The 17,120-nt window shown below is 60.3% G+C and carries 17 protein-coding genes and 1 tRNA gene; 10 read left to right on the top strand and 8 right to left on the bottom strand.

Annotated elements, in window-relative coordinates:
* The first annotated feature begins 3 nt into the window (after positions 1–3).
* Both FB472_RS03350 and FB472_RS03345 read left to right on the top strand, forming a co-directional pair.
* A complete protein-coding gene (locus FB472_RS03350; protein ID WP_141989649.1) occupies positions 4–822 on the top strand; it encodes a CDP-alcohol phosphatidyltransferase family protein in 819 nt (272 codons plus the stop codon).
* Entirely contained in the window at positions 819–1,685 is an 867-nt protein-coding gene (locus FB472_RS03345; RefSeq protein ID WP_141989648.1) for a glycosyltransferase family 2 protein, read from the top strand. Before FB472_RS03350 ends, FB472_RS03345 begins: the two co-directional genes overlap by 4 nt.
* Positions 1,686–1,764: 79 nt before the next feature.
* Here the strand turns inward: FB472_RS03345 and FB472_RS03340 are convergent, their stop codons facing one another.
* Positions 1,765–3,735, bottom strand: a complete 1,971-nt coding sequence (locus tag FB472_RS03340) for a DEAD/DEAH box helicase (RefSeq protein ID WP_141989647.1) — start codon at positions 3,733–3,735, stop codon at positions 1,765–1,767.
* A 191-nt stretch (positions 3,736–3,926) separates the two neighbouring features.
* Here FB472_RS03340 and FB472_RS03335 point away from each other — a divergent pair, with 191 nt between their 5' ends.
* Complete coding sequence (locus FB472_RS03335) at positions 3,927–5,219, top strand: CDP-glycerol glycerophosphotransferase family protein (protein WP_170192010.1); 1,293 nt, start codon at positions 3,927–3,929, stop codon at positions 5,217–5,219.
* A gap of 5 nt (positions 5,220–5,224) precedes the next feature.
* On the opposite strand, the gene FB472_RS03330 is transcribed toward FB472_RS03335, so the two are convergent.
* The 4 genes from FB472_RS03330 to FB472_RS03315 form a co-directional block, all read right to left on the bottom strand.
* On the bottom strand, positions 5,225–6,034 hold the full coding sequence (locus FB472_RS03330) for a hypothetical protein (protein ID WP_215730373.1): 810 nt from the start codon (positions 6,032–6,034) through the stop codon (positions 5,225–5,227).
* A 53-nt stretch (positions 6,035–6,087) separates the two neighbouring features.
* The gene (locus tag FB472_RS03325; RefSeq protein WP_215730372.1) at positions 6,088–6,828 is read right to left on the bottom strand and encodes an ABC transporter ATP-binding protein; all 741 of its coding nucleotides are present in this window, start codon (positions 6,826–6,828) and stop codon (positions 6,088–6,090) included.
* Positions 6,828–7,628: an ABC transporter permease gene (locus tag FB472_RS03320; RefSeq protein ID WP_215730371.1), complete on the bottom strand. Its 801-nt coding sequence runs from the start codon at positions 7,626–7,628 to the stop codon at positions 6,828–6,830. Before FB472_RS03320 ends, FB472_RS03325 begins: the two co-directional genes overlap by 1 nt.
* A 101-nt stretch (positions 7,629–7,729) precedes the next feature.
* Positions 7,730–8,422 (bottom strand): phosphocholine cytidylyltransferase family protein, encoded by a 693-nt coding sequence (locus FB472_RS03315; RefSeq protein WP_141989646.1) that lies wholly within the window; start codon positions 8,420–8,422, stop codon positions 7,730–7,732.
* A 201-nt stretch (positions 8,423–8,623) separates the two neighbouring features.
* Between FB472_RS03315 and FB472_RS03310 the strand changes: the two genes are divergently transcribed.
* Genes FB472_RS03310 through FB472_RS03300 form a run of 3 tightly spaced genes read left to right on the top strand, consistent with a single transcriptional unit; the run spans position 8,624 to position 11,782 of the window.
* Entirely contained in the window at positions 8,624–9,946 is a 1,323-nt protein-coding gene (locus tag FB472_RS03310) for an ABC transporter ATP-binding protein (RefSeq protein ID WP_342775538.1), read from the top strand.
* Positions 9,922–11,493: a hypothetical protein gene (locus FB472_RS03305; RefSeq protein WP_246078054.1), complete on the top strand. Its 1,572-nt coding sequence runs from the start codon at positions 9,922–9,924 to the stop codon at positions 11,491–11,493. Before FB472_RS03310 ends, FB472_RS03305 begins: the two co-directional genes overlap by 25 nt.
* Positions 11,494–11,521: 28 nt before the next feature.
* Positions 11,522–11,782, top strand: coding sequence for a DUF3039 domain-containing protein (locus FB472_RS03300; protein WP_021810068.1), 261 nt, complete (start codon positions 11,522–11,524; stop codon positions 11,780–11,782).
* Between the two features lie 51 nt (positions 11,783–11,833).
* On the opposite strand, the gene FB472_RS03295 is transcribed toward FB472_RS03300, so the two are convergent.
* The gene (locus FB472_RS03295; RefSeq protein WP_141991434.1) at positions 11,834–13,087 is read right to left on the bottom strand and encodes a nicotinate phosphoribosyltransferase; all 1,254 of its coding nucleotides are present in this window, start codon (positions 13,085–13,087) and stop codon (positions 11,834–11,836) included.
* A 111-nt stretch (positions 13,088–13,198) separates the two neighbouring features.
* On the opposite strand from FB472_RS03295, the gene murI reads away from it, so the two are divergent.
* Genes murI through FB472_RS03275 form a run of 4 tightly spaced genes read left to right on the top strand, consistent with a single transcriptional unit; the run spans position 13,199 to position 16,037 of the window.
* Positions 13,199–14,038 (top strand): glutamate racemase, encoded by an 840-nt coding sequence (gene murI / locus FB472_RS03290; protein ID WP_141989645.1) that lies wholly within the window; start codon positions 13,199–13,201, stop codon positions 14,036–14,038.
* A 28-nt stretch (positions 14,039–14,066) separates the two neighbouring features.
* Complete coding sequence (rph, locus tag FB472_RS03285; RefSeq protein ID WP_141989644.1) at positions 14,067–14,840, top strand: ribonuclease PH; 774 nt, start codon at positions 14,067–14,069, stop codon at positions 14,838–14,840.
* Positions 14,840–15,445 (top strand): RdgB/HAM1 family non-canonical purine NTP pyrophosphatase, encoded by a 606-nt coding sequence (gene rdgB / locus FB472_RS03280; RefSeq protein ID WP_141989643.1) that lies wholly within the window; start codon positions 14,840–14,842, stop codon positions 15,443–15,445. Before rph ends, rdgB begins: the two co-directional genes overlap by 1 nt.
* Positions 15,446–15,494: 49 nt before the next feature.
* A complete protein-coding gene (locus tag FB472_RS03275; RefSeq protein WP_141989642.1) occupies positions 15,495–16,037 on the top strand; it encodes a HEAT repeat domain-containing protein in 543 nt (180 codons plus the stop codon).
* A gap of 66 nt (positions 16,038–16,103) precedes the next feature.
* On the opposite strand, the gene FB472_RS03270 is transcribed toward FB472_RS03275, so the two are convergent.
* Entirely contained in the window at positions 16,104–16,841 is a 738-nt protein-coding gene (locus FB472_RS03270) for a DedA family protein (RefSeq protein ID WP_141989641.1), read from the bottom strand.
* Between the two features lie 119 nt (positions 16,842–16,960).
* Positions 16,961–17,042, bottom strand: a tRNA-Leu gene (locus FB472_RS03265).
* Positions 17,043–17,120 lie beyond the last annotated feature (78 nt).

The raw sequence follows: 17,120 nt of genomic DNA, 5'->3' as shown, positions 1-17,120 counted from the left end.
CGCGTGTCTACCCACACACCAGCAGACCCCTCAGCCCGCCCGCAGAGCATCGCGCAACTCCGCGAAGTTACCCAACCACCAGAGGTGCGGATGCGCGCCAACGCCGAACACTGGACAGCCTCGCTCTACCTGCGCGACATCTCGCCCTACATCACCTGGGTACTACTGAAGACCTCGATTAGCGCCAACGGCGTAACAGGGCTCATGATTCTCACCGGGTGGCTCACCGCGGCAGCGCTGCTAATCCCCGGAATGACCGGAGCTGCCCTCGCGCTCATTCTGGGACAACTCCAAATGCTCGTCGACTGCAGCGACGGCGAAGTTGCCCGCTGGCGCAACACCCGCTCCCCGGCCGGGGTGTTCCTCGACAAAGTCGGGCACTACACAACAGAAGCACTCATCCCGGTCGCCCTCGGCATCCGGGCCGCAGGATGGCCTCTCGACTTTCCTGCCGACTTCGCCTGGACCACCGCCGGTTTGGCCCTCGCCCTCCTGATTGTGCTGAACAAAGCACTCAATGACATGGTGCATGTTGCCCGTGCAAATGCCGGCCTCGATAAACTCAGCGACCATAAGGGGGAAGCCGAACCGAGCCACAGTGTTGTCGCCAAGCTCCGCCGGGTGGCCCGATTCGTACCATTCCACCGGCTCTATCACTCGGTAGAGCTCACCATGATCGCCTTCGCGACCGCGATTGTGGCACTCTTCGTGCCCGCACTGGCCGCCGAACGCACAGTGCTGCTGATCCTGCTGCCGTTAGCAGCTCTCGCGCTAATCGGCCACTTTGTGGCAATCATGGCATCCAAGCGCGTCCGTTCATGACCCATCGCATCGGCGTCGTGTGCCTCACCCAGGGCAAACGCCCCCAAGATCTGGCGCGCGGACTGAGGTCGCTGAACGACCAGCAAGGGGTAGAGCTCGATATCGTGGTCGTTGGCAACGGCTGGGAGCCCACAGGCCTTCTGGACGGCGTCCGCGGCCTGCACCTGCCCGCCAACCTCGGCATCCCCGCAGGCCGCAATCGTGGTGTCGAGCACGTCCACGGCGACTGGATATTCTTCCTCGATGATGACGCCAGCATCCCGTCACCCACCTTCCTCAGTGACGCTGTCGCGAAGTTCGTAGCCGACCCCACGATCGGGCTCCTGCAGCCGCGCGTCGAAGACGCCGAGGGCAAAGAGAACCCGCGCCGGTGGACCCCCCGCATCCGCAAAGGTAACCCCGAGCACCCGAGTGCAGTTTTCTCCGTCTGGGAGGGCGCCGTGCTGATCCCTCGCCAGCTGTTCGATGAGATCGGTGGATGGGGTGACCCCTACTTCTATGCCCACGAAGGCATAGAACTAGCTTGGCGCGTCTGGGGCGCCGGAAAACGCGCCTGGTATGCCGGAGATTTGGTTGCCAATCATCCGGCCATCGATCCTGCGCGACACAGCTACTACTACCGACTCAACGCCCGCAACCGCATCTGGTTGGCCAAACGCAACCTGCCCGTGCTGCTCGTACCGGCCTACGTTGCGAGCTGGACAGCAATTCAGATCGTGAGATCAGCCCGCAACCCCGTCGGCATGCGCGCCTGGTGGGGTGGCTGGTTTGCGGGCTGGCGAGAGAACCCGGGAGGCCGCCGCAGCATGGGCTGGGAGACCGTCCGACGGATGGCGCGCGCCGGCCGCCCTCCCGTGATCTAAATTCGCCAGCGGCGTTTAACTGACTCAGCAGCCACCCTCACATTTCCGTGATGAGACTGCCGCTGAGGTGGTGAAGCAACTAGCTGCGCGGCTTGCGGGTGGGGCGATCTTCATAACGGTTGCCAACAACACGGCTGCCCGCATCACGGTTGCCAGCATCACTGTTGCCGCTGTCCCGGGGGCCCTCGTCACGAGTGCCTGAATCATGCTTGTTGTAGCCGCGCGACGCCTCGCGTTCGCGGTTGGCACGAGCGCCACCTTCAAAAGAACGGTCCCGGCTCGGGTACTTTCCGGCCGCGCTGCGCGCTCCGCCGCCGTTTGCTTTGCGGTCAGGGCTAATTTCGATCAACTTGCCACTGATGCGGGTGTCGCGCAGTTTTTCTAGCACATCCTTCGACATGTCTGCGGGCAATTCGACGAGCGAGAAGTCGGGACGAATCTGGATGTGACCAAAATCTTCCCGACTGAGTCCACCCTCATTGGCGAGGGCGCCCACAATCTGGCGAGGCTCAACGCGTTGACGCTTACCCACCTCGATGCGGTACGCGGTCATGGGCTTCGTGGAACGCGGGCGACGCTCTGGTCGGTCACCGCGATCTCCGCCACGATCTCCACCGCGATCGCCGCCACGTTCCGGACGATCGCTGCGCGTGCCGCGGTCCTCGCGCTCGCTGAAACGCTGAGCGCGTTCCTCTTCGGCGGTCAGCAGCAGGGGAGTGTCACCCTGAGCCACAACGGCAAGTGCGGCAGCAACATCCGCATCGGGCACGTCGTGGTGTTCAACATAGTGAGCGATGATGTCGCGGAATGCAGTGATGCGCGCCTGCTGGTTGAGGGCCTCAGTGATTGCGTCATCGAAACGAGTGAGTCGGGTGGAGTTGACGTCTTCAACCGACGGCAACTGCATCTGCGTGAGCGGCTGGCGGGTCGCCTTCTCAATGGCGGTGAGCAGGCGACGTTCGCGCGGGGTCACAAAGCTGATTGCCGAACCACTGCGACCGGCACGACCCGTGCGGCCAATGCGGTGCACATATGACTCCGTATCGACAGGAATATCAAAGTTCACAACATGGCTGACGCGATCAACGTCAAGTCCACGAGCAGCAACATCGGTTGCAACGAGAATGTCGAGCTTGCCCGACTTGAGCTGGTTGACGGTGCGCTCACGCTGGGCCTGAGCCACATCGCCACTGATTGCTGCTGCCGAGTAGCCTCTGGCGCGCAACTTCTCGGCCAAGTTTTCGGTCTCGCTCTTGGTGCGAACGAACACGATCATGCCCTCAAAGTTTTCGACTTCAAGGATGCGCGTGAGGGCATCCACTTTCTGCGGGTACGAGACGATTAGGTAGCGCTGGCTCGTATTCGCCGAGGTGGTTGTCTGCGACTTGACGGTGATCTCTTCGGCATCGCGCAGGTACTTCTTGGAGATGCGACGAATCTGAGCGGGCATGGTCGCCGAAAACAGCGCCACCTGCTTGTCTTCGGGGGTGTCGGCAAGGATCGTCTCAACATCTTCGGCGAAGCCCATCTTCAGCATCTCGTCAGCCTCATCGAGAACCAGATACTTGAGCTCGGAAAGATCGAGGGTGCCCTTGGCCAGATGGTCCATGATGCGGCCGGGAGTGCCAACGACAACGTGAACGCCACGACGCAGTGCTGAGAGCTGCACACCATACGCTTGTCCGCCATAGACAGGGAGCACGTGAACGCCGCGCATGTGGGTGGCGTACTTCTCAAACGCCTCACACACCTGCAAAGCAAGTTCGCGGGTGGGGGAGAGCACAAGGGCCTGGGGCTTGCTCTGCGAAACATCGAGGCGAGAAAGGATGGGCAGCGCAAACGCTGCAGTTTTACCGGTTCCGGTCTGGGCGAGGCCGACGACGTCGCGGCCCTCGAGAAGAGTGGGGATCGTAGCGGCTTGGATCGCGGAAGGCGTCTCGTAGCCAATATCACGAACCGCTTTCAGTACCGCATCGCTGAGGGCGAGGTCGGAAAAAGTGATCGCGGTCTCGAGAGTGTCAGACGGTGCGGTTGAATCAGAATCGGTCATTTCATCAACCGTACCTGCTCACACTGCAAAAATATCTGTATTCGGGTAGTGTGCACCCCCGAATCCGGTGTTGGTGAGGGCGAGTACTATCGAAACCGCGGCCAAATCTCACGTCACCGCATCAGCATCGGCTCGGTAACGGTGTGGTGGGAAGTGTGCTGCACCGGCCCTCCACTGATTTGATTGAGACCATGGCTCTACTGAAAGACTTCGCAACCGCACGCAGAGTGGGGCGCGACATGCTGCGTGCACGCCACAATCGCCGGCTTATTGCGACGCGTCGTGAGGGGCATCCGATGCCGGCTCCCGGCTCAGTGAGCATCGCCGTCTACTTCGCCGATACCAAAGTCAACCTTTATCAAATGCGCCAGTGGTATGCGCCTCTTGCCGAGCTGTCGAAGCGGTACCCGGTATCGATCATTGCGCGGTCGCCGAGTTCGGTACTTGCTCTCTGGGATGAGGCCCCGGTTCCGACGGTGTATTTGCGCCGGGTGTCCGAACTTGAGCAGTTTGTGTCAGAGCAGTCGCTGAAGATCGTGTTTTACGTCAACCAGAACGCCAAAAACTTTCAAATGTTTCGTTACGGGCGCATGTGGCACGTTTTCATCAACCATGGTGAGAGCGACAAAATGTACATGACGACCAACCAGTTCAAAGCCTATGACTTCAGTTTTGTGGCCGGCGACGCAGCGCTCGACCGGTTGAGTCACAAGCTGTGGAATTTCGATCTTGAGACGCGCGCTATCGCGATCGGGCGTCCGCAGGCCGACCACTTTGCCGGGGAGCTGCCATACACACCCGATGACCGCACCGTGGTGTTATATGCCCCCACCTGGGAGGGTGACCGTGAGGCCGCCGCGTACGGGTCAATTGCCAGCCACGGTGTTGCTCTGGCAAAAGCTGTTCTTTCAAGCGACAAGCACCGCCTGATCTACCGCCCGCATCCGCGAAGTGGTGTTGTCGACGACGAGTACAAGCGGGCGAACATCGCGATCATCGCAGCGATTGCCGAAGCCAACGAAACGGATCCCTCGGTTCAGCACATTTATGATGATGGCAAAGAGTTGGGGTGGCAGTTGGTGGCGGCGGATGTCGCGATCACCGACGTTTCGGCCATGGTCTATGACCGGCTCGCGGCGGGTAAACCGCTCATCGTTACTCGACCGGCTTCGGCCCTGGTAGACATCGACGAGGCAGGCTATCTAGGATCGTGCGAGTGGTTGCGCGCCGAGCAAGCGGGCGACATTCTGTCGATCGTCAGCCGTGTGCAATTCGACGCGGACGCTCAGGAACGATTGGGTTTCTGGGCTGAGCGTCATTTTGGCGACACCAGCCAAGGATCAGCGACAGCGCGCTTTCACGACGCTGTTGACTCGCTGGTTGCGCTGTGGCACCGCCACGCTCACCTCCACATCGGAGATCGCCACGGTAGTCAGGGTGATCCATTTGAGGATGACGACGATGAGTCACCCGCTAGCGAGTAGCTGAGCTACGAGCCTGTGTCGGGCCGCCGACGAGAGCGCTGAATTCGTGTGAGTGCGCGGCGAATTCTGTGCTCGCTTCTGATCTTGGGTTCTTTCGGCGCGGTGATTACGAGCACCGGCTCGAGCCAGGCTGGAAGTGTGGCCGGCGCTGGTCCGAAACCTTGCCGTGCCGTGCGGATGATCTGGCGCCCCAAAATATTGTTGCCGCCTCCGCCGATGACCGCACCGATCCCAAACGGCATCAAGCGTCCGACAATATTGGTGCCCTGGGCTGCCGCAAACTTTTTCACAAAGGTGCGCTTGATGCGGTCAGCGATGGGGCCAACCAGTGCCGTCGGGACACCTTTAGCGAGGGTCTCTCCCCAGTATGCCGAACGGCCAAGGCCGCTGCCGGTGGCCTGAGCGGCGAGCTGTTTCACGAGGTCGCTGCCGGCGGTGCCGAGCACCATGGTCATGACGAGCGCCCGTGCGCGGTCGGGGTCATCAACGACGATCCCATGAACTTCGGTGACGGACTGGGCAAAGAGCGCACTGGCCTCAAGAAATCCCGCAGTTTCTGCACCGGAAAGGGCGAGGGATGTTCCCGTGCCGACAGCAGGAATGGCCGCGCTCGCGCCAACGAGGGCGCCCCCGGTAGTTACCGCGGCAAGATAGCGACGCTCCAGGATCGCAATGATTTCATCCGGTGTCGCCTGGGGCTTGCCGCGACGGATGCTGCGGATGTGGGCAAGCACGACGGGTCGCTGCACGGTGAGCACGCGGTCTATGCCACGCACAACCATGGGGTGCGACTTTTTCATTTCGCTTGAAGCCATAGCATTAACCGTACCGGAGCTCTCTGGCGTGGCACCGAGAGTCGCGCAGCCGCTCAGGAACCGTAATCCGCGTTGTAACGAGCCAGTACATCGCCGATGGGCCCATCGAGCACCAGTTCACCCTTGTCAAAGTAGAGGCCACGGTTGCAAAAGCGGCGAAGGTCGCGTTCGTTGTGCGAGACAAAGAAAAGGGTGCGCCCGCCTTGGAGTAGTTCCTCAATGCGGCGGTAACATTTTTCACGAAACGCTTTGTCGCCAACGGCAAGAACTTCATCCACCAAAATGATGGGCTCTTCGAGTCGCGAAATCACGGCGAAAGCGATGCGTACTTTCATGCCGCTCGAGAGATGCTTGTAGGGCGTGTCGATGAAACGTTCTATTTCGGCGAAGCTGATGATCTCATCGAAACGTTCGTTAATTTCCCGCTTCGTCATTCCATGCAAACCTGCGGTGAGGTACACATTGTCACGCACGGTCAGGTCGTCAACAAAGCCCCCCGTGATTTCGATGAGCGGGGCCACTCCGAGGGCGACGTTGACCTCACCCTCGTCGGCGAGCATGACCTCGGCCACAAGTTTGAGGAGCGTTGATTTTCCTTGCCCGTTTCGTCCGACGACACCAATTGCTTCACCGGCGGTCACATCAAAGTTCACATGTCTCAGAGCCCAGAATTCGTTGGCACGGGCACGACGTTTTCGACCAGCGAACAGATCTTTGAAGTTGCGGCGAGAACGACGATTAAGCCGAAACCGGATGCCGGCATCCCGAACGGTGATCACCAGACTGTCGGTCACTAGATCTCCTTCAATACGGCACGTTCGGTGCGCACAAAGATGAGAAGCCCAACCGCGAGCAGAATGCAACTCATCAGCGTGCCAATGAGCACCGCATACCAGTTGAGCTGGTCGGGAAAGAAGGCGGCCCGGTAGAGGGAGAAGATCCCTGCAAGCGGATTGAACGCGGCAAGACCGTCGAGCCCCAGCTTTTGCAAGTCTGGGATCCCGTAAATGATGGGGGAGGCGTAGAAAAGAAAACGCAGCGCCAGCTTGGTGGCGCGCTCCAGATCGCGAAAAAACACCACGAGGGGAGCAACGATCAGACCCACGCCCAGGGTGAGGATCGTCTGAAGCACAACTCCCAGCAGAAAGTAGACAGCTTCCCAGTTCAGCACCGCGCCGTTGACAACCGCAAAGAACGCAAGCACCGGCAGGCTGGCGATGAACTCGATTCCCTTCGAGAGCACGAGCCGCGCAACCCAGATGGTACGAGGGATTTTGGTGGACCGGATGAGCTTAGCCTCACGCAGGTAGGCACGGGTGGCATCCGAAACAGCACCGTTGAACCACATCCACGGCAGCAGAGCGGTGAGAAGAAACACGATGTATGGCTGCTCGCCCACGGGGCGATCAAAGATCTGGGTGAAGACAAACCAGTAGATTCCGGCCATCACCAGCGGGTCAAGAATGGACCACACATAGCCGAGGGCTGAGGTGGAGTACCGCACCCGCAGGTCGCGAACGGTCAGCAACCAGAGGATGCGGCGGTATCGGGTGAGGGGGGACCATGCGGGCCGGCCCAATGCTGTGTTCGCCACGCCCCTATCGTAAGCGGCAGAAGCAACGAATCTTGGCACAGCAGTGCCGCGAGGTGAGAAATTATTCGGAGTGCGCCGCTCGAACGCGCCGCCCGAACAGCTTAAACGAAGAGGTTTGCGCGCTCGAGGTCTTCAGCGAAGTCGACCTCAATTGCGTAAAGATCAGAAATGTCGATCGGCTCAATGAGCAGGCGATCTTCTTCGATAGCGAGTTCAATGCCACGTTCGAAGTAATCCTGGTCGCCAACCTTCTTGAGCTGACGCACCAGAGCTGCCTTCGCATCGCTCGAAATGTAGTTGATGCCAACGGCTTCGCCGAGGCCGCCCTTGACGGTTTTGGAAAGTTCCTTGATGAAACCTTCTGCGTCAGTGGTGTACTTGACCTCTTCGTCGGAAACCTTAGCGGTGTTGACGCTGACGAACGACTGATCGCGCGCGACCATCGCTGCGGCCCGCTCAAGTGCGGTGGGGTCAAAGACGACATCGCCGTTCATCCACAACACTCCTCCGGGGGTGGACGCCTGCAGTGCACGCATCAGGCTCTTGGAAGTGTTGGTCTGGTCGTACTGCTCGTTGTACACGAACGAGGCTTCAGGGAAGGCCTCGACAATGTGTTCCAGTTTGTAGCCGACCACGATTGTCACCTTGGCGTTGTCGCCAAATGCGTGGTGGATGTTGTCGAACTGCTGCTTCATGATGGTGCGACCATCGCTGAGCTCTGTCAGGGGCTTCGGAAGTGAGCGGCCCAAACGGCTGCCCATGCCGGCGGCTAAAATAACGATCTGTGTAGTCATGGTGGTCTCCTCAGTAATTCTAGGATCTGGGGATGCGGTGTTTGGTTAACCTACTGTTCACCCAAGATAAGTAAAATCGACACACCCTTGTGCGATAGTCAGAATAGCTGTGTGAGCCGAGAACTCCATGGATATTGGGTGGTTGTTGTCTATTTGTGATGCACGCTCATAATCGCGTCATCTGATTGGTAGGTTTGGACAGTGGAAAACGCCCAAACACCCGACGAGGGCAACAAGACTGCAAAAAAGGCAGTGACACCCCCCGCATCTGGCGCTCGCAAGCCTCCCACCAAGAAACCTGCCGGTGGCACAACCGCCGCGACGCGTTCGACAAAACCACGATCTGTGTCGAAACCAACGGCAGCGAAACCAACGGCAGCGAAACCAGCCGTGCGCAAGCCAGCTGTGTCGAAGCCCGCTGCGGCGAAACCAGCCGCAGCCAGCCCAATTGCGCCGAAGCTGGCTGTACCCGAGATCGTTGTGCCGGCGGAAGGTGAGGCTGCGATAGCCGCACCTGATGCGTCACAACCAGCAGAGAAGCCGGATGCTGTTCTTGCGGGCCTCGCTCGCCTTCGTCTCCTTGCCTCTCAGTTCGCTGCCCCAGCCTCCGCTGTCGATTCTGCTCCGGTCGAGCTCGGGATGTCTGCACCAGCGAAACCGACCCTGCCGGAACCGACCGCGCCGGAACCGACCGCGCCGGAACCGACCCTGCCGGAACCGACCGCGCCGCCGGCGCTCACTCATGCGCTTGTGGCGACATCCGACGATGTAGTCCTTGAAGTTCGCGGGCTCTCAAAAGGTTTTGGCGACACGGTCGCGGTCAATGACATCGACCTCACGGTGCGTGCCGGTGTTTTTTATGGCATTGTCGGCCCCAACGGTGCCGGTAAAACGACGACGCTTTCCATGATTACGGGCCTCCTGCGGCCCGACTCGGGGACCGCCAGCGTCAACGGTGTCAAGGTGTGGGATTCGCCGGCGATTGCGAAACGTTCGATGGGGGTACTCCCGGACCGTTTACGCATCTTTGATCGACTCACCGGCTCGCAATTGCTCTACTACTCGGGTGTGCTTCGTGGTCTTGGCGCCGCTGAGGTAAGAAAACGGTCCGCAGATCTGGCGACCGCATTCGGCCTCGAAGATGTGATGGGTCGCCTCGTGAGTGATTACTCCTCCGGCATGCTCAAAAAGGTGGCACTCGCGGCCGCGATGATCCACTCGCCGCGCCTGTTGGTACTCGACGAACCCTTCGAATCGGTTGACCCGGTCTCGGCGACAACGGTTATTCGTATCCTCAAGCAGTATGTGAGCGCTGGCGGAACCGTTGTGCTTTCCAGCCACCGCATGGAACTCGTACAACGCGTGTGTAGCCACGTCGCCGTCATCGTTGAGGGTACCCTGCTCGCTGACGGAACAATCGACGAAGTGCGAAACGGCATGTCGCTCGAAGACCGCTTTGTGCAGCTGACCGGCACGAACTCAGTCGGGGGAGGGCTCGAGTGGTTGAGCAGTTTCTCCGACTGAAACTGACCCTCTTCGCGAACACATTCCGTCGAGGGCCACTCATCGCTTTCAGTCTGGCGTTCGTGCTGTTATATGGTGCCGTCTTGTTCGTTATTGCGGTTAGTGCGGTCGCAAATTTGCGATACACCACACCCGAGGTGGCCGGGAGCACTCTGGTCGTATTCGGTTCTGTAGTGCTTGCCGGCTTTCTTCTGATTCCGCTGGGCTGGAATGCGGATGATGCACTCGACCCACGCCGGTTCTCGTTTCTGTCCGTCAGCAGATTCCGCCTCGCTCTTCTGTTGCTCCTCGCCGGTACGATCAGCATCCCCGTCATAATGTTGATCGGTATGGCGATTGCGCAGGTTGTTGCATGGTCGGGGGTGGCGGTATCCGCCTTCATCGCCGTGGCTTCGGGCATTATCGTGATCGCGACGGCAGTAGTCGGCTCTCGATTGGCGAGCCTGATCGCGTCACGCTACTTGAGTACGCGCCGACTGCGGGAAGGTTTCGGCATTCTCGCTCTCACCCTCGTCCTCGCCTCCCTTCCGCTAACGGTGCTTGTGGCGCTCTCGGACTACCAGTCGCAAGTGCTCCCCGCACTTCGGCGGATCGCCGCCATACTCGAATGGACTCCGCTCGGGGTTGCGTTTAGTGCGCCCGCCTCTGGCGCTGCCGGTGACACCGATGAAGCTGCAGCGAAGCTTGCCATTGCCTTCGGTTTTCTTGTGGTTCTTGCCGCATGCTGGTTCTTCACGCTCAGCTATGTTTTGTCACGCCCCGAACGAAGCGCAATTGAAACGTACCGCTCCGGATTGGGTTGGTTTCACCTCATGCCCGCAACGGCACTTGGCGCGATTGCTGCGCGCAGCCTCAGCTACTGGGCGCGCGATGCTCGTTACTTTGTGGCCCTAGCGGCGATCCCGATCATTCCGCTGGGTATGGTTGCCGCCCTGATAGTGGGGGGCATTAGCGTCGATATCATCGCGTGGATTCCGGTTCCCGTAATGTGCCTGTTCCTTGGCTGGAGCGCTCACAATGATGTGGCGCACGACAATACGGCGCTCTGGACCCACGTGTCAGCGCACACCCGCGGCTCTGACGACCGCTGGGGCCGAATCGTTCCAGGGTTGCTCGTCGGAATTCCCCTGGCAATCGGCGGAAGCATCCTCACCGTTGTTGTCGCGGGGCGTCCCGAAGTGCTGCCGGCACTGATTGGGCTCAGTCTGTGCCTGCTGTTTGCGGGCTTGGGGGTATCGAGCATCAGCTCAGCAGCGGCACCCTACGAGGCGCCCTTGCCCGGTCACGGAGCATTCGTCCAACCCCAAGCGTTCGTCTCTAACGCCGCACGCGTACAGGCATTCACCTTCGCGCTCACGCTCCTGTGTGGTGCGCCCGTGCTCGCGGTAGTGTTCTTCAACCCTTTCGTAGAACTGGACCCACACTGGGCTGCATTCCTTGTTGGGCTGTCTCTTGGGCTCTTCGTCTTGGTGATTGGAGTGTACGGGGGTGGCCGGATTATGGTGCGTCGCGGTCCGGAACTGCTGGCGCTGTCTTCCCGAAACTAATTCGGGCACCACGACATAGAATTGGCGTATGGCTGACACCGATCACACCGGCGGCGGAACCGACACGCTCGACCGCGAACTTGAAGAACTGCTCAACCAGGAGCAAGTCGAAGAGGGCGACCACGAACGTTTCTCGCACTACGCGCCCAAGAATAAAATCATGGAATCAGCGCTGTCTGGCAAACCCGTGCGCGCTCTCTGCGGCAAGCTCTGGACACCGGGGCGTGACCCAGAAAAGTTTCCCGTCTGCCCCCGGTGCAAAGAGGTCTACGAGAAACTCAAGGCCTAGCGCATGACGGGTGGCACTCGTCTCTGAACGCTTGCGGCCGGCTGCAGCCCGCTAACGGTAAACAGTTGGCACGACGGGTTCGCCGCGTGACAGCCCGAACGCGCTGTCGGGCAGTTCCGCCACAGCCTGCGCGCGGTGATTGCGCGCGGCGAGTGTTCCGTCATGACCGAGCCAACGGGCATCCGCCGACCCATTCACAACGAGATCGACGATGAGATCGCGGCCCTCAACATCAGGTCGGCCCTCCGCTGCCTGATAAATCGATTCCGTGTGCGCGATGCCCGCATCGAGAGCTCTGAGCGCGGCCTTGTGCCCACCGACGGTTGCTTTAGCTGTCGACTTCTTGGCGACCGAAACCCATTCGCCAGCATCATCCTGGTGAGCAACAAGTTTGTACACCATCCCCGCGGCAGGATAGCCGGATCCGGTAACGACCGACGTGCCCACGCCATACGAATCGACCGGGGCAGACCGCAGAGCGGCGATCGCATACTCGTCGAGATCGTTAGTGACGGTGATGCGGGTGTTCGTAGCCCCGAGCGAATCGAGTTGTGCGCGCACCGTCGCAACCTGCGCCGCGAGGTCACCGGAGTCGATCCGCACGGCACCCAGTTCGGGACCGGCAACTTTCACGGCAAGATCGACCGCTTTCTCGACATCAAACGTGTCGACCAGAAGGGTTGTCGATGGCCCAAAAGCATCGATCTGCGCCTGGAACGCTTCTTCTTCAGAGTCGTGCAGCAGCGTGAAAGAGTGGGCGGCGGTGCCCATGGTGGGCACGCCCCAACTGCGACCAGCCTCCACATTGCTTGTGGCGCTGAACCCGGCAATGTACGCGGCCCGGGCGGATGCCACGGCGGAACGTTCTCCGGTGCGACGCGATCCCATCTCAGCCAGCGGTCTCTCACCGGCGGCAGACACCATGCGCGCCGCAGCAGACGCGACCGCTGAGTCATAGTTCAGCACGCTCAGGGCGAGAGTCTCAAGCAGCACGGCCTCAGCAAACGAGCCTTCGACAATCAGCACGGGGGAGCCCGGGAAGTAGACTTCGCCTTCACGGTACCCAGTGATGGTGCCGGAGAAGCGATAGTTGGCGAGCCAGTCGATCGTGGTGGTGCTGACGATGCTGTTGTGTTGCAAGAATGACAGCTCGTCATCGCCAAATCGAAACTGTTCGATTAGCGCGAGGAGACGACCCGTTCCGGCGACGATGCCGTAGCGTCTTCCATTGGGAAGCCGGCGGGCGAATACTTCAAACACGCACGGGCGCTCGTGGCGGCCACTGCCGATTGCTGCATCGAGCATGGTGAGCTCGTATTGGTCAGTTAGAAGCGCGGTACTCACGCCACCAGCGTACGCGACAGACCCCGAGGGCTTCACGGGCGGTGGCGGGCATCCACCGCTACGATTGATCGCGTGACTGATGCACCCATTGGCGTTTTCGACTCAGGAGTTGGCGGGCTCACCGTCGCCAGAGCCATCATCGACCAATTGCCTCACGAATCAATTGTCTATGTGGGAGACACCCTTCATTCTCCGTACGGCCCCAAGCCGATAGCCGACGTTCGGCGCTATGCGCTCGAGGTCATGGATCGTCTCGTCGACGACGGCGTCAAGCTGCTCGTTATCGCGTGCAACACTGCATCGGCGGCCATGCTGCGGGATGCGCGGGAGCGCTACACCGAGGCGTACGGTATCGAGGTCGTCGAAGTGATCCAACCCGCCACGAGGGCGGCAGTGAGTCAGACTCGCAATCGCCGTATCGGAGTGATTGGCACCGAGGGCACCATAAAGTCGCGTGCCTATGAGGATGCGTTTGCTGCGGCATCCGATATCAAACTGTTCACGCAAGCGTGCCCACGATTTGTCGAATTTGTGGAGGCCGGGATCACCACCGGGCCGGAAGTGCTTGCGGTGGCTGAGCAGTATTTGGCGCCGCTCAAAGCGGCCGAGATTGACACCTTGGTGCTCGGGTGCACGCACTATCCGCATATTTCTGCGGCGATTCAGTATGTGATGGGGCGCGAAGTGACGCTGGTTTCGAGTGCGGAAGCGACTGCCTACGACGTCTACAGCACACTTGTGGCGCACAGCCTGTTGCGCAAATCGACGGAACCCGCCGCGCACATTTTTGAGGCCACCGGACCAGATAAGGCGGGCTTTACTCGACTCGCGTCCCGATTCATGGGGCCCAACATTGTGCGCGTGGAAACCTTTGAAACGGGCACCATTAGTTTGCCGACGTTGCCCAGCTAGCCAGGATTCACCGAAAGAGAGAAGACAGATGACACGTCACGATGGTCGCGAAAACAACGAACTGCGCACGGTAACAATCGAGCGCGGGTGGAGCGACCAGGCGGAGGGCTCAGCCCTCATCTCCTTCGGCAAGACCAAAGTACTGTGTACGGCATCATTCACCAATGGCGTTCCGCGCTGGATGGCGGGCAAGGGCAAAGGTTGGGTGACGGCCGAGTACTCGATGCTTCCCCGCAGCACGAACAGCAGAATGGATCGAGAAGCGGTCAAAGGTAAAGTGGGCGGCCGCACGCACGAGATTTCGCGCCTCATCGGCCGCAGCCTGCGTGCCGTTGTCGATATGAAAGCGCTCGGTGAGAACACCATCGTGATTGACTGCGATGTGCTTCAAGCTGATGGCGGCACCCGCACTGCAGCAATCACCGGAGCGTATGTCGCACTCGCCGATGCCATCGAATGGGGTCGCGACAAGAAGTTCATCGGCAAGAACTCGAAGGCCTTGTTCGACTCGCTTGCCGCCGTGAGCGTGGGGATTATCGATGGCGAGCCCATGCTCGACCTCGCCTACGTTGAAGATGTTCGCGCTGAAACAGACATGAACGTGGTCGTCACCGGCCGTGGACTCTTCGTTGAGGTGCAAGGAACAGCTGAAGGCGCGCCATTCGACCGGCGCGAACTGGACTCCCTGCTCGATCTAGCTGTGGCGGGAGCAGTTGATCTCACCGCGATTCAGCTTGCCTCGCTTGCCGACGCCGCTGCGGGTGCCCAGGGATCCGGCACAGCGGGATCCGCCGCAAACTAATGCGCATCGTTCTCGCCACCCACAACGCCCACAAAGTTCTTGAGTTACGCCGCATCCTCGGCCCCACGCTCGATGGTCTCGAACTCGTTGCCTACGACGGGCCAGAGCCGGTAGAGGATGGCGACACGTTTGCGGCAAACGCACTGATCAAGGCACGGGCTGCCTCCGCACACAGCGGGTTGCCGGCGCTCGCTGACGACTCTGGAATCTGCGTTGATGCGCTGGGCGGTGCCCCTGGCATCCAGTCGGCTCGGTATGCAGGCACTCGCAATGACAGTGACAATGTTGAGCTGCTGCTGAAGAACATGGCGGGCATGGATGATCGTGGCGCCCAGTTTGCGTGCGCTGCGGCATTCGTGGTGCCTGCCGCAGCCGGTGGTGCGGGGCCCGAGGAATTCGTTGAACTCGCGCTGTGGCCAGGCGCTGTGGCTGCCGAACGCAGTGGAACGCACGGTTTTGGCTACGACCCGGTTTTTCGTCCGGACGGACAGCAGATCACCTCAGCCGAACTAACCTCCGATCAGAAGGATGCGCTCAGCCACCGGGCTCAGGCCTTTGCAGCAATCATGCCAATCGTGCGGTCAACGCTGCTCGGCGAGCGCTAGCACGACTCTGCGAGTCGGGGTTTCGGGCACGACACCGTAGGGTTGAGGCGTGTCTGAACATGATGATCCCCACGCAGTTGACCTTGAACTTCCCATCGCGGCCCGTATCGCGGCTGCCAGCGAGCGGCATGGTGAAGAGGTCATTGTCGAGCGCGCAGTCTCGCTGATCGAAGGTCACAATGAGGGCAAAGAGTTTCTTCTGATTGTGGGGGGAGAGCATGCCCAGGGAATCCTTGACGGTGCCCCAGTGCTCTATTGGCCCGAACTCTGGGGAACCCGCGCACTGCTGCACGCATGGAATGACAGTGCTGTGGATGCCGTACTTGCGGCCCTCAGCAACCAGGCGTGGCGTGTGCGAGAGATGGCAACGCGGGTCGTGGCTACCCGTCGACTCGACGCGCACGAGCAGCTAGCGGCACTCCTCGCTGACGAAACTCCTCGTGTTCGTGCGGGCGCGGCACGCGCCCTCGGCACCATCGGCACCGCTGACGATGTTGACCCAATGTCAGCACTCCTCACGGACGAAGACATTGAGGTGCGCCGCAGCGCTCAGCAGGGCATGGAAGCTATTCGCAAGCGTGTAGCACGGTAGAGCCAGAGCCCGCCGCAACCCTGACGGCCTACGGCCTACGGCCCTGCCGGGCTAGTTGCTGACGGGTTAGTCGTCGAGATTCTGGTCGAAGTCTTTTGGCTGAAGAGCGAGAGCTTCTGCCTGCCGGTCGTCGAGCGCGGCAGTACGACCGGCTTCGCGTGCCTTCTTGGCTTTGTAGATGGAGCGGAAGTAGTGGTAGGCGGTGGGCAGCACTGAAATGGCCACAGCGGCCAACAGGATGACGTCAATGTACTCGACGATGAAGTCGCTCAGCGGTGGGATGTTGCCAAGCAGATACCCGGCATAGGTGAGCCCCGTGCCCCAAATAATCGCGCCAATTGCGTTGTAGAGAGAGTATTTGCGGTAGTCCATGTGGCCGACACCGGCAGCGACGGGAGCGAACGTGCGAACGATCGGCACGAAGCGGGCAAGAATTACAGCCACACCGCCGAAGCGGGCAAAGAATGCGTTGGTCCGGCGCACATTTTCGACGCTGAAGAGTCCGGTCTCTTTTCGTTCAAATACTTTGGGGCCCAGTTTGTGCCCAATGAGGTAGCCAACTTCACCGCCGAGGAACGCGGCGACGCTGATGGCCAAACACACCCACCAAATATTGAATTCGATGACGCCGGCAAACGTGAGAATTCCGGCGATAATCAGAAGCGTATCGCCGGGCAGGAAGAACCCCACAAGGAGACCGGTTTCGGCGAATACGATGAGGGCAACGCCGACCAAAGCAAAGGCGCCGAATCCCACGATGAGGTTCTCGGGGTCGAGCCAAGGAATGAGGGCGGTGCCTACCAAAGGGATCTCCAGAATCGTCGGCTAGGTGCGCGTAGTCGGCGACGTTAGCTATGAACTTTTGAAGGGTATCGCGGAACCCCGAGTTTTCGCAGTGGAGCTACTCGCGGTCTTGGACACGGTGCGGAAGGCGGGACTTGAACCCGCACGCTCGAAAGCACAGGAACCTAAATCCTGCGTGTATACCAATTTCACCACTCCCGCTGGCCAATTAATCCTAGCGCGAGAAGGGGACTGCGCTTTTCATCTTTGGCGTTGCTGCGCTTTTGCTGTGGACGCGCC

The organism is Rhodoglobus vestalii (assembly GCF_006788895.1).
In the GTDB taxonomy this organism is placed as follows: Bacteria; Actinomycetota; Actinomycetes; order Actinomycetales; family Microbacteriaceae; genus Rhodoglobus; species Rhodoglobus vestalii.
The sequence above is the reverse complement of the archived record's forward strand: the minus strand, read 5'-3'. Positions and strand labels throughout refer to the sequence as shown.

Bases quoted from the DNA above. Each gene is read 5' to 3' on its own strand.
- FB472_RS03345 (WP_141989648.1), top strand. From the start codon at position 819: ATGACCCATCGCATCGGCGTCGTGTGCCTCACCCAGGGCAAACGCCCC.
- FB472_RS03340 (WP_141989647.1), bottom strand. From the start codon at position 3,735: ATGACCGATTCTGATTCAACCGCACCGTCTGACACTCTCGAGACCGCG.
- FB472_RS03335 (WP_170192010.1), top strand. From the start codon at position 3,927: ATGGCTCTACTGAAAGACTTCGCAACCGCACGCAGAGTGGGGCGCGAC.
- FB472_RS03330 (WP_215730373.1), bottom strand. From the start codon at position 6,034: ATGGCTTCAAGCGAAATGAAAAAGTCGCACCCCATGGTTGTGCGTGGC.
- FB472_RS03315 (WP_141989646.1), bottom strand. From the start codon at position 8,422: ATGACTACACAGATCGTTATTTTAGCCGCCGGCATGGGCAGCCGTTTG.
- FB472_RS03300 (WP_021810068.1), top strand. From the start codon at position 11,522: ATGGCTGACACCGATCACACCGGCGGCGGAACCGACACGCTCGACCGC.
- FB472_RS03295 (WP_141991434.1), bottom strand. From the start codon at position 13,087: ATGCTCGATGCAGCAATCGGCAGTGGCCGCCACGAGCGCCCGTGCGTG.
- rph (WP_141989644.1), top strand. From the start codon at position 14,067: ATGACACGTCACGATGGTCGCGAAAACAACGAACTGCGCACGGTAACA.
- rdgB (WP_141989643.1), top strand. From the start codon at position 14,840: ATGCGCATCGTTCTCGCCACCCACAACGCCCACAAAGTTCTTGAGTTA.